The organism is Kitasatospora sp. NPDC058046, from assembly GCF_042885595.1.
In the GTDB taxonomy this organism is placed as follows: Bacteria; Actinomycetota; Actinomycetes; order Streptomycetales; family Streptomycetaceae; genus Kitasatospora.
This window is the reverse complement of the sequence record NZ_JBHVRS010000006.1, coordinates 398,810-423,081: the sequence shown is the minus strand read 5'-3', so window position 1 is coordinate 423,081 and position 24,272 is coordinate 398,810. Positions and strand designations below refer to the sequence as shown.

General features: G+C 74.6%; 22 protein-coding genes. 7 read left to right on the top strand and 15 right to left on the bottom strand.

All coding sequences use genetic code 11. The features are described from left to right. Positions 1 to 203: 203 nt before the first annotated feature. The 6 genes from ACFVU7_RS16270 to ACFVU7_RS16245 are packed head-to-tail and all read right to left on the bottom strand — an operon-like array spanning position 204 to position 7,343. Positions 204 to 1,301 carry a glycosyltransferase gene (locus ACFVU7_RS16270; RefSeq protein ID WP_388045551.1) on the bottom strand — a complete coding sequence of 366 codons (1,098 nt, stop codon included), beginning with the start codon at positions 1,299 to 1,301 and terminating at the stop codon, positions 204 to 206. A gap of 4 nt (positions 1,302 to 1,305) precedes the next feature. Then, positions 1,306 to 2,340, bottom strand: a complete 1,035-nt coding sequence (moaA, locus tag ACFVU7_RS16265) for a GTP 3',8-cyclase MoaA (protein WP_049657070.1) — start codon at positions 2,338 to 2,340, stop codon at positions 1,306 to 1,308. Then, a complete protein-coding gene (locus ACFVU7_RS16260; protein ID WP_388045549.1) occupies positions 2,321 to 3,514 on the bottom strand; it encodes a deoxynucleoside kinase in 1,194 nt (397 codons plus the stop codon). Before ACFVU7_RS16260 ends, moaA begins: the two co-directional genes overlap by 20 nt. A gap of 54 nt (positions 3,515 to 3,568) precedes the next feature. Continuing rightward, complete coding sequence (locus ACFVU7_RS16255) at positions 3,569 to 5,959, bottom strand: MBL fold metallo-hydrolase (protein ID WP_388045546.1); 2,391 nt, start codon at positions 5,957 to 5,959, stop codon at positions 3,569 to 3,571. Then, positions 5,944 to 6,543 carry a non-canonical purine NTP pyrophosphatase gene (locus tag ACFVU7_RS16250; protein WP_387971405.1) on the bottom strand — a complete coding sequence of 200 codons (600 nt, stop codon included), beginning with the start codon at positions 6,541 to 6,543 and terminating at the stop codon, positions 5,944 to 5,946. The genes ACFVU7_RS16255 and ACFVU7_RS16250 overlap by 16 nt, the downstream gene beginning before the upstream one ends. After that, a complete protein-coding gene (locus ACFVU7_RS16245; protein ID WP_388045543.1) occupies positions 6,540 to 7,343 on the bottom strand; it encodes an SDR family oxidoreductase in 804 nt (267 codons plus the stop codon). The genes ACFVU7_RS16250 and ACFVU7_RS16245 overlap by 4 nt, the downstream gene beginning before the upstream one ends. A 416-nt stretch (positions 7,344 to 7,759) precedes the next feature. Here ACFVU7_RS16245 and ACFVU7_RS16240 point away from each other — a divergent pair, with 416 nt between their 5' ends. The 3 genes from ACFVU7_RS16240 to ACFVU7_RS16230 all read left to right on the top strand — a co-directional run bounded on the left by ACFVU7_RS16240 (position 7,760) and on the right by ACFVU7_RS16230 (position 10,540). Beyond that, a complete protein-coding gene (locus tag ACFVU7_RS16240; RefSeq protein WP_388045541.1) occupies positions 7,760 to 8,563 on the top strand; it encodes a class I SAM-dependent methyltransferase in 804 nt (267 codons plus the stop codon). Between the two features lie 470 nt (positions 8,564 to 9,033). After that, entirely contained in the window at positions 9,034 to 9,252 is a 219-nt protein-coding gene (locus ACFVU7_RS16235; RefSeq protein ID WP_049653036.1) for a ferredoxin, read from the top strand. An 82-nt stretch (positions 9,253 to 9,334) separates the two neighbouring features. Beyond that, positions 9,335 to 10,540 (top strand): cytochrome P450, encoded by a 1,206-nt coding sequence (locus ACFVU7_RS16230; RefSeq protein ID WP_388045538.1) that lies wholly within the window; start codon positions 9,335 to 9,337, stop codon positions 10,538 to 10,540. A 48-nt stretch (positions 10,541 to 10,588) separates the two neighbouring features. On the opposite strand, the gene ACFVU7_RS16225 is transcribed toward ACFVU7_RS16230, so the two are convergent. After that, on the bottom strand, positions 10,589 to 11,209 hold the full coding sequence (locus ACFVU7_RS16225; RefSeq protein WP_388045537.1) for a sulfotransferase family protein: 621 nt from the start codon (positions 11,207 to 11,209) through the stop codon (positions 10,589 to 10,591). Positions 11,210 to 11,295: 86 nt separating this feature from the next. Here ACFVU7_RS16225 and cysC point away from each other — a divergent pair, with 86 nt between their 5' ends. Both cysC and cysD read left to right on the top strand, forming a co-directional pair. After that, positions 11,296 to 11,874 (top strand): adenylyl-sulfate kinase, encoded by a 579-nt coding sequence (gene cysC / locus ACFVU7_RS16220; protein ID WP_049653039.1) that lies wholly within the window; start codon positions 11,296 to 11,298, stop codon positions 11,872 to 11,874. Further along, entirely contained in the window at positions 11,871 to 12,809 is a 939-nt protein-coding gene (gene cysD / locus ACFVU7_RS16215) for a sulfate adenylyltransferase subunit CysD (RefSeq protein WP_388045534.1), read from the top strand. The genes cysC and cysD overlap by 4 nt, the downstream gene beginning before the upstream one ends. 102 nt (positions 12,810 to 12,911) lie before the next feature. Here the strand turns inward: cysD and ACFVU7_RS16210 are convergent, their stop codons facing one another. The 3 genes from ACFVU7_RS16210 to ACFVU7_RS16200 form a co-directional block, all read right to left on the bottom strand. Further along, complete coding sequence (locus ACFVU7_RS16210) at positions 12,912 to 13,901, bottom strand: aldo/keto reductase (protein WP_388045532.1); 990 nt, start codon at positions 13,899 to 13,901, stop codon at positions 12,912 to 12,914. A gap of 195 nt (positions 13,902 to 14,096) precedes the next feature. After that, the gene (locus ACFVU7_RS16205) at positions 14,097 to 15,275 is read right to left on the bottom strand and encodes a P1 family peptidase (RefSeq protein WP_388045531.1); all 1,179 of its coding nucleotides are present in this window, start codon (positions 15,273 to 15,275) and stop codon (positions 14,097 to 14,099) included. 47 nt (positions 15,276 to 15,322) lie between these two features. Then, a complete protein-coding gene (locus ACFVU7_RS16200) occupies positions 15,323 to 15,970 on the bottom strand; it encodes a TetR/AcrR family transcriptional regulator (RefSeq protein WP_387827723.1) in 648 nt (215 codons plus the stop codon). 118 nt (positions 15,971 to 16,088) lie between these two features. Here ACFVU7_RS16200 and ACFVU7_RS16195 point away from each other — a divergent pair, with 118 nt between their 5' ends. Beyond that, complete coding sequence (locus ACFVU7_RS16195) at positions 16,089 to 17,555, top strand: APC family permease (RefSeq protein WP_388045529.1); 1,467 nt, start codon at positions 16,089 to 16,091, stop codon at positions 17,553 to 17,555. A 101-nt stretch (positions 17,556 to 17,656) separates the two neighbouring features. Here ACFVU7_RS16195 and ACFVU7_RS16190 read toward each other — a convergent pair whose 3' ends face one another. The 3 genes from ACFVU7_RS16190 to ACFVU7_RS16180 form a co-directional block, all read right to left on the bottom strand. Beyond that, the gene (locus ACFVU7_RS16190; RefSeq protein WP_388045527.1) at positions 17,657 to 18,574 is read right to left on the bottom strand and encodes a glycoside hydrolase family 19 protein; all 918 of its coding nucleotides are present in this window, start codon (positions 18,572 to 18,574) and stop codon (positions 17,657 to 17,659) included. A 253-nt stretch (positions 18,575 to 18,827) separates the two neighbouring features. Next, a complete protein-coding gene (locus tag ACFVU7_RS16185; RefSeq protein WP_388045524.1) occupies positions 18,828 to 19,838 on the bottom strand; it encodes an NAD-dependent epimerase/dehydratase family protein in 1,011 nt (336 codons plus the stop codon). Beyond that, complete coding sequence (locus ACFVU7_RS16180) at positions 19,835 to 20,812, bottom strand: putative sugar O-methyltransferase (protein WP_388045522.1); 978 nt, start codon at positions 20,810 to 20,812, stop codon at positions 19,835 to 19,837. Before ACFVU7_RS16180 ends, ACFVU7_RS16185 begins: the two co-directional genes overlap by 4 nt. Positions 20,813 to 20,982: 170 nt before the next feature. On the opposite strand from ACFVU7_RS16180, the gene ACFVU7_RS16175 reads away from it, so the two are divergent. Then, positions 20,983 to 22,272: an activator-dependent family glycosyltransferase gene (locus ACFVU7_RS16175; RefSeq protein ID WP_388045520.1), complete on the top strand. Its 1,290-nt coding sequence runs from the start codon at positions 20,983 to 20,985 to the stop codon at positions 22,270 to 22,272. Between the two features lie 61 nt (positions 22,273 to 22,333). Here the strand turns inward: ACFVU7_RS16175 and ACFVU7_RS16170 are convergent, their stop codons facing one another. Then, positions 22,334 to 23,608, bottom strand: coding sequence for an RNA polymerase sigma factor (locus ACFVU7_RS16170; protein ID WP_388045519.1), 1,275 nt, complete (start codon positions 23,606 to 23,608; stop codon positions 22,334 to 22,336). Between the two features lie 36 nt (positions 23,609 to 23,644). Then, entirely contained in the window at positions 23,645 to 24,244 is a 600-nt protein-coding gene (locus ACFVU7_RS16165) for a dTDP-4-dehydrorhamnose 3,5-epimerase family protein (RefSeq protein ID WP_380739363.1), read from the bottom strand. Positions 24,245 to 24,272 lie beyond the last annotated feature (28 nt).

Sequence of the window (24,272 nt, the reverse complement as noted above, 5' to 3'; positions counted from 1 at the left end):
CAGAACTCCCGCAGGGCGGCGTTGACGGCGGCGGGTCCCTGGGCGTGCGGCCTCCGCCGGCCCGGTCGCGGTCGTCCCACACGGTCACGTGCACGGCTGCCACGGGGCATCCTCCCGAAGCCGAGGAAGATCAACTCCACTGAGGGCAGGATTCGGTGGTCAGCTCGACATCGACCGTGTCGAGCGGGGGCGGTGTCCGGGTGTCACGGTGACCCCGCGCCGCTGCCGCGGGAGGTGGCGGCGACCAGGTCGCGGGCGATCCGGGCGGCGCCGTCCGCCTGTCGGGCGGGGGTGGCGGCCGGCCGGGCCCGGGTGCCGGACGGGCCGTTGAGGGCTTCGGCCAGGGCCCGGGCGATGACGTGCTCCTCGGCGTCGGCGACCACCACATTGGGGCTATCGGCGGCCTTCAGGTGGACGCGTTGGTCGTCGAAGTCGCGGACGCCGGGGACGGCCACCACCGGCAGGCCGGAACGGACCAGTTCCTGCACGGTGTTGTACCCGGCGTGGGTGATCGCGGCGTCGGCGTGCCGGTACACGTCGTACGACGGCCCCAGGTACGGGCGGACCCGTACCGGCCCGGGCAGGCCGGGTGGCACGAGGACGGATCCGTCGAAGTGCGGGCCGGTGAGCACCAGGACGTCGACGCCGGCGGAGGCGGGGCGCCGGCGCGTGAACGCGCGGATGCCGTGCAGCGCGGCCGTGAGGAATCCGGGCGCGTCGTCGTGCCCGCCGCCGCCGGCCACCACCGCGACCCGGAGGGCGCGGGTGTCCTCGGGCCAGGGCGACCGGTCGTCGAGCAGCGGTCGGACGACGTGGGGCACCCCCAGCACGCGCACCCCGTGGACGGTCTCCTCCGGTCCGGGCTCGCCCAGCAGGTAGATCGTGCCGATGGCGGGCGTGTGGCGGGAGACCCAGTGGGGCGGGTCGGGGCGGTTGCGCTGGAAGCGGTGCACCAGGAACTGGGGGCAGCCCAGCCGGGCGGCCTGGTCGTACAGTTCCCGCTGCACCGTCACGTCGTGCAGCACCACGTCGTCCGGCCGCAGCACCCAGGCGACCATGGCCCGGGCGAGACCGTGGTCCACCGCGGGGCCGGTCCCGTGCAGTGGCTCGCCGACCAGGCTGTCGGCGTCGGTGGGCAGGACGGTCTGGGCGAAGCCGTAGTCCTCGATCAGCCGTTGGGGCCGTTCGGTCAGCAGCAGGGAGTCCCGGCCCAGCCCGCGCAGTTCGCGGTGGACGGCGATCTGGCGGGAGACGTGGCCCAGCCCCCGGCCCCAGGTGAAGGAGACCACACGGCCGTTCACGGCTTCAGCCGCCGATCATCGACATGCTGCGGTCGGGCCGGACGAAGTCGGGGTGGTTGATCTTGTGTCCGGGCCACTTGTGCCACAGCGCCTCGCGGACCAGCCGTTCCAGTTCGGCGTCGTCGGCACCGGAGCGGAGCGCGGTGCGCAGGTCGGTCTCCTCCAGCGCGAACAGGCAGACGCGGAAGGCTCCTTCGGCCGTGGTCCGCATGCGGTTGCAGCTGTCGCAGAAGGGCTTCGTCACCGAGGGGATGAAGCCCAGGACCCCCGGGGCCCCGTCGGCGAAGCGGAAGGAGGTGGCCGGCTGCGGCGCGTCCTGGACGACGGGGGCCAGGTCGTAGGCCGCGGAGACCGCCGCCAGCGTCTCGGCGGCCGGGACGACCTTCTCCCGCTCCCAGGTCCGCTCCGCGTCCAGCGGCATGTACTCGATGAAGCGCACGTCGTAGCCGCCTTCCCGCGCCAGGCGGGCGAAGTCGACGGCCTCGTCCTCGTTGCTGCCGCGGATCACCACACAGTTGATCTTGATCGGGTCGAATCCGGCCTCGCGGGCCGCCTCCAGCCCCGCGGTCACCTTGTCGAAGGCGTCCCGACGGGTCATCTCGGCGTAGCGGTGCCTCATCAGGGAGTCGCAGGACACCGTGATCCTGCGCAGCCCCGCCTCCCGCAAGGGCCGGGCCAGGCGGTCCAGCAGCAGCCCGTTGGTGGTGATGGAGACGTCCACCCCCTCCAGCGCGCACACCCGGGCCACGATCTCGGGCAGTTCCCGGCGGACGGTCGGCTCCCCGCCGGTGATCTTGAAGTCGCGCACCCCGAGGGAGTGGAAGAGCCGGGCGAGCCGGTCGATCTCGTCGACGGTGAGGAGCTCCTCCTTCTCCAGCCAGGGCAGCCCCTCGGCCGGCATGCAGTAGGTGCACCGTAGATTGCACTTGTCGATCACGGAGATCCGGAGGTCGCCGCCGACCCGGCCGAACGTGTCGATGAGCGGGCCGCCGGTCGGGGCGGGTCCCGGATTGCGCCAGTCAGCCTTGGGCTTGGTCATGTCGGTCGGTCCTTCGGTCGGCGGAGCCGGCGCGCGCGGGGAGCAGCTCCTCGAAGCGCGCCAGCACCTGGTCGGGGTTCAGCTCGGAGGTGTCGAGGTGGTGGACGGGGATCCGCGGGGCGAGCTCCTCGGCCACGTCCTCGAAGCACTGGGCCACCAGGGACACGTAGGAGTTGGTGAACGAGCGCTCCAGGACGCGGTCGCGGCGGCGCAGCCGGCGCATCAGCACGTCGGTACGGGCGGTCAGGTGGACCACCGCCTCGGGCGGCGGCAGCGCGGAGGTGATCAGGTGGTGGTAGCGGTAGTACGTCTCGTACTGCTGGGCGCTCAGGGCGCCGCTCAGCCGGAGCGCCTTGGCGTAGGCCAGCGAGCTGTGCACGTCCTGGTCCATGACGCCGCTCTCGCCGGTGCGGAGGTTCTGCAGGACCCGCAGCAGCAGGGTCTCCATCTGGCAGAAGAACCCCGAGGCGTCGTCCCCGCGCAGGTAGCGGGTCAGGTAGTTGTCCGGGCCCGGGCCCCGGTCCCGGCGCACCGGGACGATGTCCCGCACGTGCTCGGTGTCCGGGGCGCGGGCGGTGTGCCGCTTCAGCAGGGTGCTCTTGCCGACGGCGGGCGGGCCGATGACCACCACGCGGGCCGCTCCGTCCCTGCGCCACAGCGCGGGGACCGGATCGATCAGCCGCCGCGCCTCGTCCTCGATCTCGGCCACGGCACGGATCCCGCCGTCGTCCGCGGCGTCGTCGGGGCGGTGCCGCAGCAACTCGCCGACGCAGTACGCGGATGCCGCGTCGAGTCCAAGGCCCTCCCCGGTACCGGACTGCGGCGGGCTCCAGCGCAGGTCCGGGCCGGGTGCGGTACGCCGGGAGGCGCCCGCGTACCGGTGGACGAACACCCGCAGGTCGTGGGGCGCCTCCCCGTGGGGGCCGGGCGGGAGGTGGAGTTCGGTGAGGTAGCGCAGCCGGGCCGCGGCCACGCGCTGTCGGCAGGCGTGGCGGGCCACGTCCGCGGCGGTCTCCCGAGCGGTGCTGCCCGGTGGCACGACGGCCCAGGGCAGGCCGGGCCGCTCGTCGGCCGACCGCGGTTCGGTGAGCAGGACCCGGTCCTGCCCGTCGAGGATGACGCACGCGGCGCGGAGGTGGTCCGGGCGGTGCCGGGGCGGTAGTTCGGTGAGCATCACGGTCCTTGAGGTCGGTCGGAGACGGCCGGAGACGGCCGGGGGCGGTCGGGGTCAGCCGGTGCCGGCCGGTGGCGGCCCGGTCCTCGGGTACGCCCGGCGGGCCAGTTCCGCGAGGGCGAGCAGGGCGACCCGCTCCGCGAAGGCGACCGGGTCCACGGTCCGTCCGGCCTTCCGTACGGTCTCCCGGGGCGGCAGCAGCCAGGAGAACCGCACGTCACCGCCGAGCAGTGCGTGCAGGACGGCGTCCGGTGGCGCCGACGGGCGGGACAGCGCCGCCCGCACGCGGAAGTCGGGCTGTTCCACTGCCGGGTCCTCCGGCCCGGGGGCGGCCTCGACCAGGCCGTGGAGCCGGCACCCGGGCGACTCCCGGAGGACCAGGACCCGCCGGCCGTCGGACGGCCCCTCCAACGGGGGCACGCCGAGCCACCAGCAGCGCTCGGCTCCGCCGGTCACGGCGGGGTCGGGAGCGACGGGGCCGAGCAGTTCGCCGTCCCAGCCCCGGCGGGCCAGGTCGGTACGGAGCCGCTCGGCCGAGACGGGGAACAGCGAGGCCGCACGCCACCGGGGCACCCGTACCCCGGGGGGAAGCGCCGCGGCTACCCGCCACCGGCGGACGGGAGAACGCTCGATGTTCGCCAGCAACCGCCGGTAGGAGGAGTCCGGGAACCGCACCCCGCCACCGAGGTGGGGTTGGGCGTCCAGCAGGCTCGTCAGCACGAGCAGCCCCGTGCCGTCGTCCGGCCCGGGCCCGGGCGCGGGCCACTCGCCGCGCCCGAGCACACCGAGGTAGTGCGTGCGACCGGCATCGGTGAACGTCCCGGACGCGGCGGACGGGTCCTCGCCCCGCGCCAGGCAACGAGCGACGCGCGGCCAGAGCCGGGGCGGCTGCTCCCCGGCCCGCGACTGCGGCCGGACGACCGGGGGAAGGGTACGGGCCGGCGGCGCGGAGGGCGGAAGCACCGGAAGCACCGAAGGCACCGGACGGTCCGGGAGCCGGGCGTCGAGCTCGTGGTCCAGCTCCACCAGCGCCGAACCGAGCCGGGCGCGCAGCAGGATCGCGAACAGCCCGATGCCCGACAGCATTACCGCCCCGGTGGCGGGGACCGGGTCATGCCGGCTGGTGACAACGGCGGGGCCGGCGTCGGGATCGGCCGCCGGCCCGGGCCGCACCTCGCGCAGCCGCCCTCCGTACTGCGCCGCGGAGTAGCCCAGGCGCCCGTCGAGCAGGTCGTCCAGATCCCGGACGGAGACCGCCAGTTCGACGTCCGGCACGCTCTCCGAGGGCAGGGCGGACAGCGTGCCGTCGACGCCCAGCCGTACGGTCCGCTCCGCGAGCGGCTCCGCGCCGGCGCCCACCGTGACGAAGCGGTACGCGGTGGCGCGCAGCCGGCCCCGGGCGGCCGCGGCGAGCTCGGGCAGGCCGGGCACCGTCACCCGGCCGGAGGGGGCGTCAGCCCCGGGGAGCCCCGGGAGCCCGGGGAACAGCCGGTCCAGTGCCGCCGCTCCGCTGTGGCCGTCCGGTGCGCTCCGGCCGCCCTCGGCGGCGGGACCGGGGCCCGCGGCCAGCCGGCCGATCCAGCTTCCCGGACGGTAGCTGCGGTCGCGTGGCTCGTCGGTGGCGCGTACCCACTCCACGGCGGCCTCCTCCCACCGCACGGTCCCTCCCGTCACGGTGAGCCGGTCTCCCGGGCCGGGGCGCAGCACCCGGCGGTCCGGGTCGTCCGCGCGCAGCGCCCGGTCGACCAGACGGGGCGGTACGGGGAACTTGTGCCCGTTGAGCCAGGCCGCCTCGCCCAGCCCGTACTGCCCCTCCGGCAGCGGGACCACGTGCGCGGGGCGGACCTGTGCCATCAGCGCCGTCAGCGGATCGGACCAGTCCGGGTCCACCCCGGGTGGGACGCCCTCCACACTGCGGGTCTCCTCGATCGGCTGGCAGGGAGCCAGCAGGACGTCCGGCGGTGGTCCGTCGGCGAGCACCCGCCGCACCCACGCGGGCGTGACCAGGCTGTCGACCATGTGCCAGACGAAGGCGTCCCGGGTGCGGACCGAGAGCCCGTGCTCGGGGACGGCCATCGTCGAGGGCGTCCACGTCAGTTCGACGCCCCGGCGGGGGCTAAACGCCGTCCAGTCGCGCACCACGACGGTGTCGCGGAAGCCCAGCCGATGGAGGGCGTGCGCGATCCTCGGGTCGTCGGGGTGCAGGACCGGCAGCGCCCGGTCGAGCCGGGCCAGGGAGGCGAGGTCGAAGTGGTCGCGGTGGGAGTGGGAGATCCACACCGCGTCGGGCCGGGGCAGCGCGTGCGGCAGGACGCGTCGGGCGGGGGCGAAGCCGAGGAGGCCGCCGCGGTAGCTGTCGTGCAGGTGGGGGTCGCAGAGCAGGGTGAAGGCGTCCGCCCGGATCAGGACCGTCGCGTGTCCGCCGAGCTCTAGCGCGACCGGCATGCCGCGCTCTTCAGGGAGGCGGCCAGGCCGCGGAACGCCCGCCCCCGGCAGTACAGCCGGGCCTTCTCGTCCGCGGTCATCTGGCCGAGCGTGCGTCCGTCGCCGTCGTCGGGCACGAACACGGTGTCGTAGCCGAACCCGCGGTCGCCGAGCGGGCGTTCGGTGATCCGGCCCCGGGCGACCCCTTCGCTGACCACCCGCCGTCCGTCCGGGTAGCAGAGCAGCGCCACGGTGCGCACCCGGGCTCCCCGGCCCGGGGCGGCGACACCCGCCATCTCGGCGAGCACCTTGGCCACGTTCGCGGCGTCGCCCGCGCCCTCACCGGCGTAGCGGGCCGAGAACAGCCCGGGAGCGAGGCCCAGGGCGTCCACCTCCATCACGGTGTCGTCGGCCACCGCGGGCAGGCGGGTCGCGAGGGCCACCGCGGAGGCCTTGAGGTAGGCGTTCTCCTCGACCGTCGTCCCGTCCTCGACGATCTCGGGAAGCCACCCGGGCCGGGGCAGCAACTCCAGGACCCCGTGGAGCAGTTCGACGATCTCGGCGGCCTTGCGGGGATTGCCGGTCGCCAGTACGGCGTGCATCATGCGGGCGTCCCGTCCACGTGCCGGGCGTGGGCCCGGTCGTCCCTGCGCCCCGGCAGCACCTCGGGTTCCGACCTGCTGTGGCCCATCGCCAGGTAGCCGCCGTCGACCGGCAGGTCGGCGCCGGTGATGAACGACGCGCCGGGCCCGCAGAGGAACAGCACGACGGCCGCGACCTCCTCCGGCTGCCCCACTCGCCGCAGGATGTGGTGGTCGCCGAGCACGGGGCCCCAGCGCGCCCGATCGCCGCCGGTCATCCGGTCGGTCTCCGGGGTCCAGATCAGGCCCGGCGAGACGCTGTTGACCCGGATGCCGTCGTCCGCCAGGTCGAGCGCCTGGCAGCGGGTCAGCGCGAGCAGCGCCCCCTTGCCGGCGCTGTACGTCCACTGGCGGGGCTGGGCGATGTGCCCCGAGACGGACGCGACGTTGACCACCGAGGCCCCTCCCGCCCTGCGCAGCAGGGGGGCCAGCGCCGACGTCATCATCGCGCTGCCCTTGACGTTCACGCCCAGGCTCCGGTCCCAGTCCGCCGGGCCGGCGCCCTCGCCGAGGGCCAGGAAGCTCGCCGCGCAGTTGACCAGCGACCGGACCGGCAGCGCCGTCCCCTCGGCCGCCCGCGCGGCCTCCAGGCAGTCCGCGTGCCGCGAGATGTCACCCACCACCACGGAGGCCGCCGGGCCGAGTTCTCCGGCGACCCGGCGCAGCCCGTCGGAGTCCCGGTCCACCAGGACGGCGTGGGCTCCCGCGCCGGCGAAGGCGTGGGCGACGGCGCGACCGATGCCCGACGCGCTTCCGGTGATCACACAGGTCGTGTCCGCGAGGCCCGGACGAGGTGCGGAACGAGGCTTCGCGGGGTCGGGGTGAGGGTGGGGCGCCATGTCCCGCCTCCTCGGCTTGGAGCGACGGCGATCAGTCGTCGGACGAACCACCTACCTGTGACTTATGGTGCACGTGGCGATACGCACCGCAACCCAGCCCCCTCGCCTTCCCTGCCCGCCCCGCCCGCCGCCTGCCGGAGGAACGCCCGTGCACCCGCCCGTGACGACCGGATTCCCGGTGCCTCCCGAGGACCGCCGGCTCCCGCCGCACACCGGCCGGAGGCGAGCCCATTGGGAGGCCGCCGCCGACCGCCCGCCGGAGGCTCTGCAGCCCCTCACCCGCCCGGGCGGGGCCGCGGTGAACCCGCCCGGCACGCCCCGGCCGGTCGTCGGAGGTCCGGATGTCCTCCCCGGGTGAGCTCTTCGCCTCCGGCGCGTCGCACTACGCCCGCTATCAGCCGCGGTACCCGCGGGAGCTCTTCGACTTCCTCGCCGAGGCCTTCGGGCTGGACGGGACCCAGACGGCCCTCGACCTCGGATGCGGACCAGGCATCCTCGCCCTCCCGCTGTCCCGGCTGGTCGCCCGCGTCATCGCCGTGGACCCGGAACCGGGCATGCTCGAAGAAGGCCGGTCGATCGCCGAACGGCAGAGCGTCGACACCATCCGGTGGAGGCGGGGAGACTCCTCGGACCTGCGCGCGCTGGGCCTTCCCCCGCTGGACCTCTGCGTCATGGGCAGGTCGTTCCACTGGATGTCCCGCGAGCAGGTCCTCGCCGACCTCGACGGCCTCGTCAACCCTCGGGGCGGCGTGGTCATCGTCGCCACGGAACCGACCGGGACGGCGTGGTCGCGCGCCGTGGACGAGGTACGGGAGGCGTACCGCACGCTCCCCGGCGGCGGAGACGACGGCTCCCGCCCGGAACAGGAGGAGTCGAACCGCGAGATCCTCCGTCGCTCCCCCTTCCCCCGCGTCACGGCCGCGCACTGGACGTACCGCATCGACCGCACCCTCGACGAGGTCATCGGCCTCCAGTTCTCGCACTCCTCCTTCACCCCCGCCCGGCTCGGCGGCCGGAAGGACGCCTTCGAACGGGACCTGCGGACGGCGCTGACCGGCATCAGCCCGGACGGCCGCTTCGAACAGACCGTCCGTACCGAGGCGTTGACCGCGACGCGGCGTCGTCGAGGCCTCCGCCCCGGGTAGGTTCTGTCATGAGCGGAGCCGTACGACCAGTGCGGTGCCGCCCGGGAGACCGGGCGGGGGACGCCCGGACGGTGCCGGTCCGGCCGGAACCGGTCGTCGAGGTCGCCTTCGACGGCCTCCAGCGCGGCCCCGCCACCCCGCCGGGCAGGCCCTGCGGTTCGCCCGGGTGGTGCGCTACCGGACGGACAGGAGCGCCGCCGAGGCCCATGCGGTGGCCTCCGAGCGGGAGTTGGCCACCGTCGAAGGCTTGTGAGGCCGTCCGCGCGGCCGGGTCCGCCGACCCCTCCGATGAAGTACCGCAGGTTGAACGCATTGTGCGGCCATGGGGGTTCACGCACAGGGGCTGATTCAGCCGTTCTCGGTCCGGCCACCGTACCCGTCCGTAGGCGGACCGGCGACGGCTAGTTTGACCGTGACAACGAGAGGCGGCCGCCGGGCAGCCGGCGCCGCCCTGGCGAAAGGTGCCCGACATGCAGGTGAGCGTCGACCGGGACCGTTGCTGCAGCTCCGGCATGTGCGTGACGAACGCCCCCGCGGTCTTCGACCAGGACGAACGGGACAGTCTGGTGAGGCTCCGTCAGACCGTCCTGCTGCCCGAGCAGTTCGACGACGTCAGACTCGCCTCCGAGCTCTGCCCGGGCCGGGCGATCACCGTCACCGGGGACGAGCCCGCGCGGACCGGGGCCTGACGGACCCCCGCCGCAGGCCGCCGGGAACCCTCCCGGGCCCCGAACCCCACGAGAACACCCGCGACGTGAGGAGACCCCCGCCGTGACCACCGCACCCACCACCCCCGTCCTCCCACTGCCGGCCCGGCACTCCGGCGGCTGCCCGTTCGGCCCGCCGCCCGCGTACCCCGAGGCCGCCGCCACCGGGCCGGTGACCAGGGCCGTGCTGCCCGACGGCGACCTCTGCTGGCTGGTCACCGGCATCGCCGAGGTCCGCACCGTGCTGTCCGACCGCCGGTTCAGTGCCGACATTCGCCACCCGACCTTCCCGCTGCTGATCGCCGGCGCTCGCGAGCTGATCACCGACAATCCGGACTTCCTGCGGCTCGACGACCCCGAGCACGCCCGCCAGCGCCGCATGCTCACCGGGGAGTTCCTGGTCAAGCGGGTGGAGACGCTGCGCCCGGAGATCCAGCGGATCGTGGACGGGGCACTGGACCGGATGACCGAGGGCCGGACCACGGCCGACCTGGTCACCGACTTCGCGCTGCCGGTGCCCTCGCTGGTGATCTGCCTGCTGCTCGGCGTGCCGTACGAGGACCACGACCGCTTCCAGCGCCTGAGCCGCACGATGCTCAACCGGGAGAGCACCGTGGAGCAGCTCCGGGAGGCCCAGGAGGAGGTCCATGACTACCTGCGCGACCTGACGGCCCGCAAGCGCGCACAGCCGGAGGACGACGTCCTCAGCCGGCTCGCGGCGCGGGACGACCTGACCCCGGTCGACGTGGCCGCCATGGGCGTGCTGCTGCTGGTCGCCGGGCACGAGACGACCGCGAACATGATCGCGCTGTCGACCGCGCTGCTGCTGGAGCACCCCGAGCAGATCCCCGGCCTGGCCGACCCGGCCACCCTGCCGGGCGCGGTGGAGGAGTTGTTGCGGCTGCTGACCATCGTGCACACCGGCCTGCCCCGGGTGGCGCTGGAGGACGTGGAGCTGGGCGGCGTCACCGTCCGGGCCGGGGAGGGCGTGATGGCGATGCTCTCCACCGCCAACCGGGACGAGGGGGCGTTCGGCGGCGCCGGCCACCGGGCGACGGACGAGCTGGACGTGTACCGGGACGCCCGGCGGCACCTGGCGTTCGGCTTCGGCGTGCACCAGTGCCTGGGCCAGCCGCTGGCCCGCGCCGAACTCCAGATCGCCCTGGAGACGCTGTTCCGCCGGCTGCCGGGGCTGCGGCCGGCCGGCGAGCGCGAGTTCCGTACCGAGTCGTTCATCTACGGGATGCGGTCACTGCCCGTGACCTGGTGAGCGGGGCCCGAGGGAGAACTCTCACCGGAGTACCGGCCGGATCCCTGGCTAGTTGAGGTGGGGGAACGGCTCGTCCGGGACCGGCACGCCGAGGAAGGGGCCGAGCCGTTCGTACCCCTCGCCCCCGACGACGTCGAGGACGAGCAGGTCGTCGGCGCGGTCCGCGAAGTACCGGGCCACCTCGGCGACATGCCGCCGGTACACCCCGCGGAACCGCTCCGCGTGGAACGCGTGGCAGCCGTACACCGCGGCCCGCAGGAAGCGCTGGAGGTCGCCTTCGAGACGGACGTCCCGGCCGTCGCCCCGGTCCGGCAGCGGTCGTTCCCAGTGCGTCCGGCAGGACCGCAGCCAGCTCTCCTCCTCGCGGACGGTCAGCACGAACCTGCTGCCCGGCCAGGCGAGGTCGAGGTCCTGGTAGTACGGCACGACGGTGATGTCGGTGAGGCCGTCGTGCGATTCGAGCAGCGGGAACCGCGCGCTGCCGGCCAGCAGCGTCCGGTAGGTGGCCCCGTCGACCGGGTAGTGGACGACGTCGAACCCCAGGACGCCCAGGGCCGCGGTCAGGGAGCGCGTGCCCGTGCGCGTCAGACCGAGGCCGAAGACCTTCGGCGGGCGCGGGCGGCCGCCGTCGCGCTCGGACGGGACCGGCTGGAAGGAGGATGCGCTCACATGGGAACCCAACGACGTGGAGCCCCGCGGGGGTACGGAGCAACCCGGCATCGTGTCGTCACGGCGCCGGCCTCGTTCTAGCGGGTGTGAACGATCCGTCCCGCCCCGTCGCCTCCCGCGAGGGCCTCCCCGGGGCCACGGTCTGGCTGACCGGCCTGCCCAGCGCCGGCAAGTCGACGATCGCGTGGGCCCTCGCCGCGCAACTGCGGGCCGAGGCCCGCCGGATCGAGGTGCTGGACGGGGACGAGATGCGCGGCCTGCTCTCGGCCGGCCTCGGCTTCTCCCGCGCCGACCGGGACACCAACGTCCAACGGGTGGGCCTGGTGGCCGAGTTGCTCGCCCGCAACGGCGTCCTCACGCTGGTGCCGGTCATCGCCCCGTACGAGCAGGCCCGCGAGGCGGTGCGCAGGCGGCACGAGAAGTCGGGGACGGCGTACCTGGAGGTCCATGTCGCGGCGCCGGTCGAGGTCTGCGCCCGGCGCGACGTCAAGGGCCTCTACGCGCGGCAGCGCGAGGGGCTGCTCACCGGCCTGACCGGGGTGGACGACCCGTACGAGGAACCGGAGCGGCCGGACCTGAGGCTGGACACGGACCGGCAGAGCGAGGCCGAGTCGGTCAGGGCGCTGCGCGCGCTCCTGACCGACCGGGGACTGTGCGCGCCGTGACGGCCGGCGGCGCTCCGCCCGACGGACCGGGCACGGGCCCGCCCGGCCTCTCCCAGCTCGACCTGCTGGAGTCGGACGCCGTGCAGATCATCCGGGAGGCGGTGGGCGAGTGCGGGCGGCCCGTGCTGCTCTTCTCCGGCGGCAAGGACTCCATCGTCCTGCTGCACCTGGCGCGCAAGGCGTTCGGCCCCGCGCCGCTGCCCTTCCCGCTGCTCCACGTCGACACCGGGCACAACTTCCCGGAGGTCCTCGCCCACCGGGACAGCCTGGTCGCCGCCCACGGGCTGCGCCTGCACGTCGTCTCCGTCCAGGAGTTCATCGACGACGGGCGGCTGCGGGAGCGGCCCGACGGCAGCCGCAACGTGCTGCAGAGCGTCCCGCTGACGGCCGCGATCGAGCGGCACGGGTTCGACGCGGTGTTCGGCGGGGCCCGCCGGGACGAGGACCGGGCCCGGGCCAAGGAGCGGGTGTTCTCGATCCGCGACGGGTCCGGCGGCTGGGACCCGGGGCGCCAGCGCCCCGAGCTCTGGCGGCTCTACAACGCCCGGTGCGGCCCCGGCGAACACGTCCGGGTCTTCCCGCTGTCCGACTGGACCGAGCTCGACGTCTGGCAGTACATCGAGCGCGAGGGCGTCGGCCTCCCCGCGCTCTACTACGCCCACCGGCGGGAGGTGTTCGCCCGCGCGGGCATGTGGCTCACCCCCGGTGCCTGGGGCGGCCCGGGGGAGGGCGAGCGGCTGGAGACCCGGCTGGTCCGCTACCGCACGGTCGGCGACATGTCCTGCACCGGAGCCGTCGAATCGGACGCGACGACCCCGGCCCAGGTCATCGCGGAACTCGCGGCCTGCCGCTCGACGGAGCGCGGCGCCACCCGTGCGGACGACCGGCTCTCCGAGGCGGCGATGGAGGACCGCAAGCGGGAGGGGTACTTCTGACGAACGCCCGCCGCCGCCCCCGGGCCCGGAGGTCCGGGGGCGGCGGCCGTCCCACTGGCAGTCGCCGGGGATTCCGGGGCCGGCGACGGGAGCGGCGGTCGTTCAGCGGTTGACCGCCCGCATCCCGTCCTCGTCGTAGCGCTCGCCCGCGACCTCGGGCAGCTCGGCCTCGATGCGGGCCAGGTCCTCGGCGGTCAGCTCGACGTCGACCGCGCCCGCGTTCTGCTCCAGGTAGCTGCGGCGCTTGGTGCCCGGGATCGGCACCAGGCGCTCGCCGCGGGCGAGGACCCAGGCGATCGCCAGCTGGGCCGGGGTGACCTGCTTCTCCGCGGCGATCTCCTTCACCTTCCCGGCGAGCCGGAGGTTGGCCGCCAGGTTGGCCTCGGTGAAGCGCGGGTTGGTGCGGCGGAAGTCGTCCTTGTCGAGCTCGTCCGGGGAGCTGAAGCGGCCCGCGAGGAAGCCGCGGCCGAGCGGGGAGTACGGCACGAAGCCGATCCCGAGCTCCCGGCAGGTGGGGAGGACCTCGGCCTCCACGTCCCGGCTCCAGAGCGAGTACTCGCTCTGGACGGCGGTGACCGGGTGGACGGCGTCGGCGCGGCGGATGGTCTCGGCGCTCGCCTCGCTCAGTCCGATGTACCGCACCTTTCCCTCGGCGACCAGTTCGCCGAGCGCGCCGACGGTCTCCTCGATGGGCACCTCCGGGTCGACCCGGTGCTGGTAGTACAGGTCGATGCGGTCGGTGCCGAGCCGCGCGAGCGAACCGTGGACGGAACCGCGGACGTGCTCGGCCGAGCCGTCCTGGCGGCCCACGGTCGACATGTCGCCCGGGACGGCGCCGTCCATGCGGTAGTTGAACTTCGTGGCGATCACGTACTCGTCGCGGTGCCCCCGGACGGCCTCGCCGACCAGGGACTCGTTGGTGAGCGGCCCGTAGACCTGCGCCGTGTCGAGGAAGGTGATGCCGAGGTCCAGGGCGTGCCGGATGGTCGCGACGGCCTCGTCCTGGTCGGCGGTGCCGTAGAAGGCGGACATCCCCATGCAGCCGAGGCCGATGGCCGACACCTGGAGGTCCCGCAGACTGCGCTGTTGCATGTGACGTGCCAGCCCTTCGTCTCGTTCTTCCCGCGGCCCGACGCCTTCCGGCGCCCCGGTCCGGGTGACCGGTCGGCCTCGTCTTCCGGAGAGGACCTTACGGCGCCGGGGCCTTCCGGCGGCGGACCGGCACGGCCGGGTGCGGGACGCCCGTACGGTGCCGCGCCGCGACGGCTTCCGCGGTCACGGCCACGGCTACGCGGACAGCGGCCCCGCGCCCGGGACGGATGGTGTCCCGTCCTCGGCCGCCGCCAACGCGCCGCGCGCCGCGAGGAGTTCGCGGAGCCGCTGGTGGGGGAGTGCGGGGGAGCGGTGGCCGTCGCGGCCGGTCGTCTCCTCGGCGGTGACCAGGGCGTTCAGCACCGCCTCCTCCACGGCCTGGACGACGGCCTCGTAGAAGGGGTCGATCCGGCCCCAGGGGATGAACCGCAGGGTGTCGTAGTCGGTGTCGCCGGGCTCGCCCCGGGGGAAGGAGCTGCCCAGCGCGCCCGGGTTGGCGGTGGAGAAGGCGAGGAAGACGTCGCCGGAGAAGTGGCCCCCGCTGGTGCCGGTCCGGGCCAGGCCCAGCGGCACCCGGCGGGCCAGTGCCTTGCACTGGCCGGGCAGCAGCGGCGCGTCCGTGCCGATCACGACGATCACCGAGCCGGCCCCGCCGGGGGCGAACCAGTCGTCGTCCTCCATCGGGTTGTCCGCCGACAGCTCCCGCCCGACCGGGACGCCGGCGACCACGAGTTCGCGCCGGTCGCCGAAGTTGGCCTGGACGAAGGCGCCCACGGTGCACTCGGCGGAGCCGTAGCGGACGACCCGGCTGGCGGTGCCGGAACCGCCCTTGAAGCCGTAGCAGTTCATCCCGGTGCCGCCGCCGACGCAGCCCTCCTCGACCGGCCCGGCCGCCGCCGACTCGATCGCGGCGATCGCGTGCTCGGCGCGGACGTGCGGTCCGTTGATGTCGTTGAGGTAGCCGTCCCAGGTCTCGGCGACCACCGGCAGCAGCCACTGCCGGGCGAGGTCGGGCCGGTGGGCGGCGGTCCAGTCGACGACGCCCCGGTGCACGGTGCCGACGGCGTGGGTGTTGGTCACCATGATCGGGCCGTTGAGCGCGCCGGTCTCCTCGATCCAGGTCGTCCCGGTCATCTCGCCGTTGCCGTTCAGCGCGTACCAGCCGGCCGCGCACGGCGTGCCCACGCCCTCGCGTCCGCGCGGGAGCACCGCGGTGACGCCGGTGCGGACGTGCTCGCCCTCGACGAGCGTGGTGTAGCCGATCCGTACGCCGGGGACGTCGGTCAGGGCGTTGGCGGGGCCGGGGGTGCCGTCCAGGAGCAGGCCGAGGGCACGGGCCCGGGGGCGTCCGGACGGGGTGGAGAGCGTGGTCATGTGGATCCTTCCTCGCGGGGCAGGGGCAGGGGCTGGGGCGCGGGAGGTCAGTCGCGGGGGCGCGCGGCCGGGCCGTCCACCGCCCGGTCGGGGCGCAGGTCCGGGCAGCCGGTCGCCGTCCGGGCGTAGCCGAGCAGCAGCTCCAGCGAGCGCTCGGGGGTGAGCGAGGCGTTGCGGGAGACGATGTGCAGGCCGTAGCCGTCCTCCAGGACGACCAGGTTGGCGGCGAGGTCGAGGGCCGGCGCGGTGGGCTCGAAGTGGCCCTGGGCCCGGCCGATCTCCAGGATGCTCGCGTAGAGGGCGACCTGACGGTCGAACAGGCTCTGCGCGAGTGCGGAGTAGACCGGGTTGTCGTGCGTGGCCGAGCTGAACTCGTACAGCACCAGGGCGAGTTCGTCGTCCGGGCCGTCCGGGAGGCCGAGCCGGGCGCAGGCCACGAGCTTGTCGCGGGCGTCCGGCAGCGCGGCCGCGACGGCGCTGCGGCTGGTGAAGAAGCGGTCGGCGGCGCGCTGGTAGACCTGCTGGAGCAGCTCGCCGATGTCGCTGAAGTAGTAGCTGACCGAGCCCCGGGCGACGCCGGCGGCGTCCGCGATGTCGGCGACGCGCAGCTGCGCCAGGCCGTGCCGTCCGACGGCCTCGGTGGCCGCGAGGACCAGCTGTTCGCGGCGGGCGGCCTGGTTCTTTGCTCGGGCCATCGCATTCCTTGTCACTGATGTCGGATCACGTCGTACCTCTTGACGTGGAACTATCGCAGAACTTTGACTTCTGTGCCAAAGAACTCCGACGAAGTTTCATGGACTCGGAAGGAGCACGATGGCCGATCCCCGCGCCACCGACCCCGCCACCGTAGATTCTGGCTCCGACGGCCCGGGCTCCGCGCCGTCGGCCGGCTACGCCCAGGACCTCTCCCGCTCGCTCAGCCTGCGCGAGAACATGCTGATCACCCTCTCCTCGGTGACCCCGGCCTCCAGCGTGTTCATCGTGATGCCGGCGGTGATCCGGGGCCTCGGCGGCGCGGCGGCCGTGGCCTTCGCCCTCGCGGCGGCGGTCGGCGTGCTGATGGCGCTCTGCTACGCGGAACTGTCCAGCGCCTTCCCGGTCACCGGGGGCGAGTACGCCTTCGCGGCGCGCACTCTCGGCCGGTCCACCGGGTTCGCGCTGTTCGCGCTCAGCCTGCTCGGCGGGGTGCTGGTCACCGCCGTCATCGCCCTCGGCACCGGCAGCTACCTGGGCGTGCTCTGGAGCGCGCTGGACGGGAAGGGGACCGGGCTGGCGGTGATCGCGCTGGCCTCGCTGGTCGCGGTGCTCGACATCCGCACCAACGCCTGGGTCACCGGGGTCTTCCTGCTCCTGGAGCTGGCGGCGGTCGCGGTGCTGGCCGTGCTCGGCTTCGTCCACGTCGACCAGCCGGTCTCGGTGCTGTGGACCCCGCAGGCGCTCGGCGGCGCCGGCGGCGACGTGCTGGTCGGGGCGTCCTGGGGGCTGGTCGCCTCGTTCACGACCACCGCGATCTTCGCCTACAACGGCTACGGCACCGCCGTGTACTTCGCGGAGGAGACCAGGCGGGCGTCCTCGATCGGCCGGGTGGTGCTCTGGTCGCTGGGGATCACCGTCGCCGCCGAGTGCCTGCCGCTGGTCGGGGTGCTGCTGGGCACGCCGAGCATGAGCGGACTGATGTCGGCGGCCTCACCGATGAGCTACTTCCTGCTGGAGCGGGCCGGTTCCACCGTCAACACGGTGGTCAGCCTGGGCATCGCCGTCGCCGTCGTCAACGCGGTCATCGCGATCATGCTGCAGAGCGGACGGCTGCTCTTCTCCTCGGCCCGCGACCGGGCCTGGCCGGACCGGGTCGGCGCCCCGCTCGCCTCCGTCCACCCCCGGCTGCGCACGCCCCTCGCGGCGACCCTGACCATGGGCGTGGCCACGCTGCTGGTCGGCTGGCTCGTCTCGCTCGACACGCTGATCCTGGCCACCGGGTCGACCCTGGTCGTGGTCTACGTCCTGGTCGCGCTGTCGGCGCTGTTCGGCCGGATCAGGGGGACCACCGCCACGGCCCCCTACCGGATGCACGGCTGGCCGTATGTCCCGCTGGGCGTCGTCGCGATCATGCTCTACGTCGGCTACGAGTCGGTGCGGGCCGACTGGCGCCCGATCGCCATCGCGGTCGGGATGACGGCCGTCGGCTACGCCTACTACTACGCCTACCTCCACCCCCGCCGCGCCGACCGCTGGACCATGCCCGACCCGGTCCGGGAGGAGGACGGCGGCGCCGCCGGCTGAGGCCCCGGGCGGGTTCCGCCGGGGCCGGGACCGGCACCGGGGAACGCGGCAGCGGCGCCGAGGCCCTCCGCGGTGACGTACCGCGGAGGGCCCGTGCGGGTTCAGCAGCCCAGGTGGTCACCCGGCACGGTGCCGAGCAGCTGGGTGAAGCGCTGGTAGGCGTCGATCCGGCTCTGCACCTGCGCGGGGTTGCCGCCGTTGCACTCCAGCGAGCCGTTGATGCTGCGGATCGTCTCGCCGAAGCCGTAGCCGTTGACGATCGCGTTGTGCGGGGTCATGGTGCCCGGCCCGTTCTGGGTGTTCCAGTACCAGAGCGCGGTCTTCCAGGCGACGGCCGGGTCGGTCTGCACCAGGTTGGGGTTGCGCAGCAGGTCGATGCCGAGGGCGTCGCCGGCCGCCTTGTAGTTGAAGTTCCAGCTCAGCTGGATCGGGCCGCGCCCGTAGTACGCGGCCTGCCCGGCCGGGCAGCCGTACGGCTGCGAACTGTCGCAGTAGTGGGGGTAGTTGGCGGTGTTCTGCTCGACCACGTAGACCAGGGCGCCGGTCTCGTGGTTGACGTTGGCCAGGAAGGCCGCGGCCTCCTGCCTGCGGACGGTGTCGCTGCCGGTGGCCGCGAAGGCGGGGTAGGCGGAGAGGGCGTCGATCAGGCCCTGGTAGGTGTAGAAGGCGTTCCGGTTCGGGAACATCTGGTTGAACTGGGCCTGGCTGACCGGGAATCCGCCCGGGTTCGGGGTGCCGGTGGACGTCGGCGTGGCGGTCGGGCTCGGGCCGGTGCCGCAGCCGCCCTGGTCGGACCAGACGCCGGAGCCGCCGGTGCTGGGCGGCTCGTTCTGGGTCCACCACTTGGCGAGCCAGTTGTGGCCGTTGTAGGAGACGGCGGCGCCGCCGGTGTAGACGGCCGAGGAGCTCCAGGGCGTGGCGCAGACGGCGGCGCTGGCGTTGGTCGCGGGCAGCAGGAGGAGCACCGTCAGCGCCGTGGCGACGGCGGAGAGCAGTGCGAGCAGGCGTTTCGTGGACACTTGATCACCCCTTGTGCGGTGTGGGGCCGCACGGTCGTGGAGGTAGGGACGTCGGGGCAGGGGAGCCGGGCCCCGCGGGGTGGGGGCACGTCGTGGGGGACGGGCCGACCGGGGTGCGGGCCGGTGCGGGGCTGCCCCAGACTCAAGCGGAGTGGTCTATACCTGTCAAGGGGTTCCGGGCAAAAGACCCGCCCGCGAGCGGCGCGGTGGGCGGCGCCGGGGCGGTGGGGCGTGCGGATGCCGGCCCGGGTGGTCACAGGTCCGCGAGGTCCGCGAGGTTGGCGATCAGGTCGGCGAGTCCGGCGTCCAGCGGGATCAGCGGGCGCCATCCGGTCGCGGCGCGGAACCGCGAGGAGTCCGCGACGGTGCTCCGCAGGTCGGTCGGCAGCGCGTGCTCCGGCGGGGGGACGGAGACCACCGGCACGGCGGGACGGCCGGTCCGCACCGCGACGCCGTCGGCGATCGCCCGGAAGACCCGCCCGAGCGGCTCCCCGTGCCCGGTGCCGAGCACCCAGTGCCGGCCGGCGACCGCGTCGGGCCGGTCCAGGGCGGCCAGGAAGGCCCGCCCGGTGTCGTCGACGTGGAGCAGGTCGCGCCGTACGGAGCCGTCGTGCCACATCGTCAGCGGCTCCCCGGCCAGGGCGCGGCGCACCATCGTCGCCAGCACCCCCCGGTCGCCCCGCCCCGCCGGTGCGCCGCGGCCGTAGACCGTCGGCAGCCGCAGACAGGCGCCACGCACCGCGCCCTCGGCCGTGGCGGCCAGCAACTCCCGTTCCGCCGCCGCCTTCTGGCGGTCGTACGGGCTGGCCGGGGCGTCGGGCGCGGACTCGTCGACCGGGATCGGCGCGTCCGGCCCGGCCTGCGAGGTCGAACCGGCGAACAGGACGACCACGGGGGCGCCGCCGCGCCGTGCGCGCTCCTGCCGGAGGGCCGGCAGGAGCGAGCTCATCACGCCGGCGTTGGTCCGCCCCAGCGCTTCCTCGGGCTGGCCGGTGCCGCGCCACCCCGCGCCGTGCGAGACCAGGTGGACGACCGCGTCGGACCCGGCGACGGCGGCCCGGAGGGCCTCGGGGTCCGTCACGTCGGCGGCGACCACCTCGACCTCGGCCCGCCCGGCGGGCGGCACGGCGACCGCCCCCCGGGCCACCGCGCGCAGCCGGAGCGGGCGTTGGGCGAGCGCCCCGAGGACGACGGAGCCGACGAAGCCCGAGGCGCCCAGCACGGTGACGCGGGGGCGGCGCGCCGCCGCGACGGGGCCGCTCACGCCGCGCCGGCGCCCGCGTCGGAGCCCGCGTCGGAGCCCTCGTCGGGGCCCGCACCGGGTGCCGTGGACCGCCGGTACAGGGCCTGCCAGTAGTAGCTCCACGGGACGGCCCCGCCGTCGGCGACGGTCTCCCAGTGCGGCCCGGGGCGGTAGGACGAGAGGAACTTCGGCGCCAGCGCCTCGACGGCGCGGCTGTCGTGGATGTCGAGGACGTCCCGCAGCAGCCCGGTCGCCAGGGCCATCCGGACGACCTCCTCGCCCTGGGCGTGGTTGTCCAGCTCCTTCTCCAGGTACTTGCCGACCGGGTTGTTCACGTAGAGCGCCGTGCACCGGCGGTCGACCAGGTCGAGGTAGTTGAGCACCGTCCCGGGCGGCATCTCCGCGAACGAGTCGATGTTGAGGCAGAGTTCGAAGCGGCTCCCGCCGAGGGCCCGGTCCAGGTCGTCCGTGTCGTCGACCGGGACGAACCTTACGCGCGCGAAGTCCTCGGGGGCGAGCACCCTGCCGAGGTACGCCCGCGACAGCGAGAGCACGCGGGCCAGGTCGACGATGCAGTACTCCTCGACGCGGTGGTTGGCGAAGATCGCGTGGCAGGTCCGGCCGTAGCCGGCGCCGATCTCCAGGACGCGGGCGCCGTCCAGCGGGAGGTGGCGGGAGATGAAGTCCAGTTCGTGGACGGCGAGCAGGTAGTCCATGCAGACCCGGTCGCCGTCGTGGGTCACGGTGATGGGCGAGCCGAGTTCGCGGCCGCGGATCCGGCGCAGGCGGGACCGGTTCTCCGGCGTGAGCCGCGTGGCGAGTTCGAAGATGAGCGCCTTGAGGTAGCGAACGCCGTTGACCTGCGGATCCCAGAGGGCGAGCTTGAAGTTCACCGGCTCGGACTTGAAGGATCCGAGCTCGGCCACGCCCTGCTCGGTCACCTTGACGGAGTTGTTGTATTCCCACAGTGCGCTGGGGGCGTACCTGTCATCCATGGCTGCCGATGCTAGGAGGACCGGCCGGCGGGGGCTTCCTCGATCGTGCTGTTCCCGGCCGGCCTGGCCGTCCGCCGCCCCCGCCGCCCCGAACACAGCACTCCGCGAGAAGTGCGGCCGTCCGCCGCGGTGCCAGAATCACCGGGATTCGTCCGAGCTCGGAGGGCCCGTTGCGCGTACTGTTCGTCACCGCACCGTTCCGCTCGCACCTCTACGTGCAGACGCCGCTCGCCTGGGCGCTGCGCACGGCCGGCCACGAGGTCCGGGTCGCCTGCTCGCCCCGCCTGACCGAGGACGTCGTCCGCACCGGGCTCACGCCCGTGCCGATCGGCGAGGAGGTCGACCTCGGCGACCTGATGGCGCGGTCGGAGCCGGAGCGCGCCCCGGCGGCGCCGGCCGGGGGCCGGAAGTCGCACCAGAGCGACTACCCCCTCGGCGACCCGACCGCCGAGCTGGCCTCCAACGCGGCCGGCTGGCGGACGCTTTTCAACCCCGACTCGTCCTTCGACGACCTGGTCGCGTTCGCCGAGCTGTGGCGCCCCGACCTCGTCGTCTCCGACACCTTCGTCCTCTCGGGCGCGCCCGCCGCCCGCCGGGTCGGGGCGGCGCACGCCCGCATGCTGTTCGGCGCGGACGGGCTCGGCCAGCTGCGCACGGCCTGCCGCGCGCAGTGGCGGGCGCAGGGCTCCGACTGGGACGGCGTCGATCCGCTGCGGGAGTGGCTGGAGCCGGTGTTCGGCCGGTTCGGCGTGGAGTTCGACGAGGAGGCGGTCCTCGGGCAGTGGACGGTCTTCCCGATGCCCACCTGGGTCTGGCGTCCGGCCGGGATCCCGTACGTCCCGATGCGGCACGTCCCGTTCAACGGCCCGAGCACCACGCCGTCCTGGGTGTACCGGCGCCCTGAGCGGCGGCGGGTCTGCTTCACCCTCGGACTGGCGCACCGGGAGGGCCGCGGCCACGGGGTGTCCGCCTCGCCGCGCGAGGTCTTCGAGGCCATCGCGGACCTCGACGTCGAGGTGGTCGCGACCCTCGCCCCCGGTCAACTCCCGCCGGGGCTCCGCGTTCCCGACAACGTGCGGGTGGTCGACTTCGTCCCGCTCAACGACCTCCTGCCCACCTGCGCGGCCGTCATCCACAGCGGCGGGGCGGGGGCCTTCGCGGCCGCCGTCGAACACGCCGTCCCGCAGCTGATCGTGCCCAACGTGTACTGGAGCGAGAAGTGGTGGGGGCCGGTGGCGATGGCCTCCGGGCTGGAGGAGCAGGGCGCCGGCCGCTACGTCGCCGACGCCGACGGGCTGACCGGCGAGCTGCTCCGCTCCGAGCTGCGGCGGGTCCTGGAGGACCCGGCCTTCCGGGAGGGCGCCGCGCGGGTGTCCGCGCAGTCGGCCGCCCTGCCGAGCCCGCACGACCTCGTCCCGGTCCTGGAGGGGCTCACCGCCAAGCACCGCTACCCGGCCTGACCCCCGCACCGGCCCGCCGGGCCGCCCCGTCCCCGCACCGGCCCGCCCCGGGGCCGACGGCTCACCGCCGGGCCGGGCCGCCCCGGGACCCGCCCGGCTGACGGACCCGCTCCGCCTGCGCCAGCAGGTAGCGCCGCTCGGGGTCGCTCTCGGTGCGCCGCGCCGCGGCCTCGTAGGCGGCCCCGGCCTCGGCGGGGCGGTCCGCGAGTTCCAGCAGATGGGCCCGGACGGTGTCGACCCGGTGGTTCTGCGCCAGCGCGGGGTCGTCCGCGACCTCGGCGAGCACCTCCAGCCCGGCGAGCGGGCCGTGGACCATGGCCGTCGCCACCGAACGGCTGAGCGTGACCACCGGGCTCGGCGCGATGCGCTCCAGGATGCGGTACAGCATCAGGATCTGCGGCCAGTCCGTCTCCGCGACGCCGGGCGCCTCCGCGTGCAGGGCGGCGATCGCGGCCTGCAACCGGTACGGGCCGGGCCCGAAGCGTTCGAGGGTCCGGGCCACCAGGGCGACCCCCTCCGCGATCGCGTCCCGGTCCCACCGGGTGCGGTCCTGGTCGGCGAGCGGGACGAGCGCGCCGTCCGGTGCGGAGCGGGCGTCCCGCCGGGCCTCGGTCAGCAGCATCAGCGCGAGCAGCCCCGCCACCTCGCCCTCCTGCGGCAGGGCGCGGTGCAGGTCGCGGACCAGGCGCAGCGCCCACGCCGTCAGGTCCGGGCGCACCACGTTCGACCCGCTGGACGCGGTGTGCCCCTCGTTGAAGATCAGGTACAGCACCTGGAGGACCACCTGCACCCGCGCGGCGCCCTCCTCGCCGACGGGCATCCGGAACCCGCCCCCGACCTCCTTCACCCGCTGCTTCGCCCGCCGGATCCGCTGGCTCATGGTGGCCTCCGGCACCAGGAAGGCACGGGCGATCTCCGCGGTGGTCAGCCCGCCGACCGCACGGAGCGTCAGCGCGGCCTGGGCCTGCGGCGAGAGCTCGGGGTGGCAGCAGAGGAACAGCAGGCGCAGGGTGTCGTCGGTGTCGCCCGGGCCGGCCTCGTCGGCCGGGGGGACGGCCGGCTCGCCGGCGGCCGACCGGGCCACCACCACGGCCTCGCGCCGGTGCCGGGCGCTCTCGCTGCGGATCACGTCCTGGAGGCGGCGGGTGGCGACGGTGAGGAGCCAGGCGACCGGGTTGTCCGGCACCCCGTCCCTCGGCCACTGCACGACCGCGGCGAGCTGCGCCTCCTGCATGGCGTCCTCGCAGTGGTCGAACTGCGTGGGGTGGCGGCGGGTGAGCAGGCCGAGCGCGCGCGGCGCCGACCGGCGCAGCAGTTCCTCGACGACGACCGCCACCCGGACCTCCCCAGCGTTGCGGTCCAGGCTAGCCGATCACCGCCCTCCGGACCCGGCCCGCCGGCACTCCCGGTAGTCGGGCAGCAGCCCGGCGGAGCGGGCCTCGGCGAGCGACGGCGCGTCCCGGTCGCGCGGCGAGAGGAGCGTCCGGGACGCCTCGGGGACGGGCAGGGCCAGCGCGGGGTCGAACGGCGACAGCGCCAGCTCGTTGCGCGGGACGTACTCCCGTGACAGCAGGTAGGACACGACGGTGTCGTCCTCCAGCGCGAGGAACAGGTGCCCCACGCCCACGGGCAGGTACACGGCGCGGTACCGGTCCGAGCCGAGCTCGACGGAGTCCCACCGCCCGAAGGTCGGGGACCCGACCCGCAGGTCGACGACGACGTCCAGGGCCCGCCCGCGCGGGCACGTCACGTACTTCTCGCAGCCGGGCGGGGTGGCCGTGTAGTGCACCCCGCGGAGCACCCCGCTCCGCGACCGGCTGTGGCTGGCCTGTCGGACGGCGAACAGCGTCCTCCCGGTGGCCGCGCGGAAGTCCGCCTCCTGGTAGCCGGACAGGAACTCCCCCCGGTCGTCGGGGAAGACGCGCGGGGTGAACTCCAGCGCGCCCTCGACCGCCAACTCCCGTACGTCCATGGCACTCCTCTCCTCGCGGGCCGGCCGG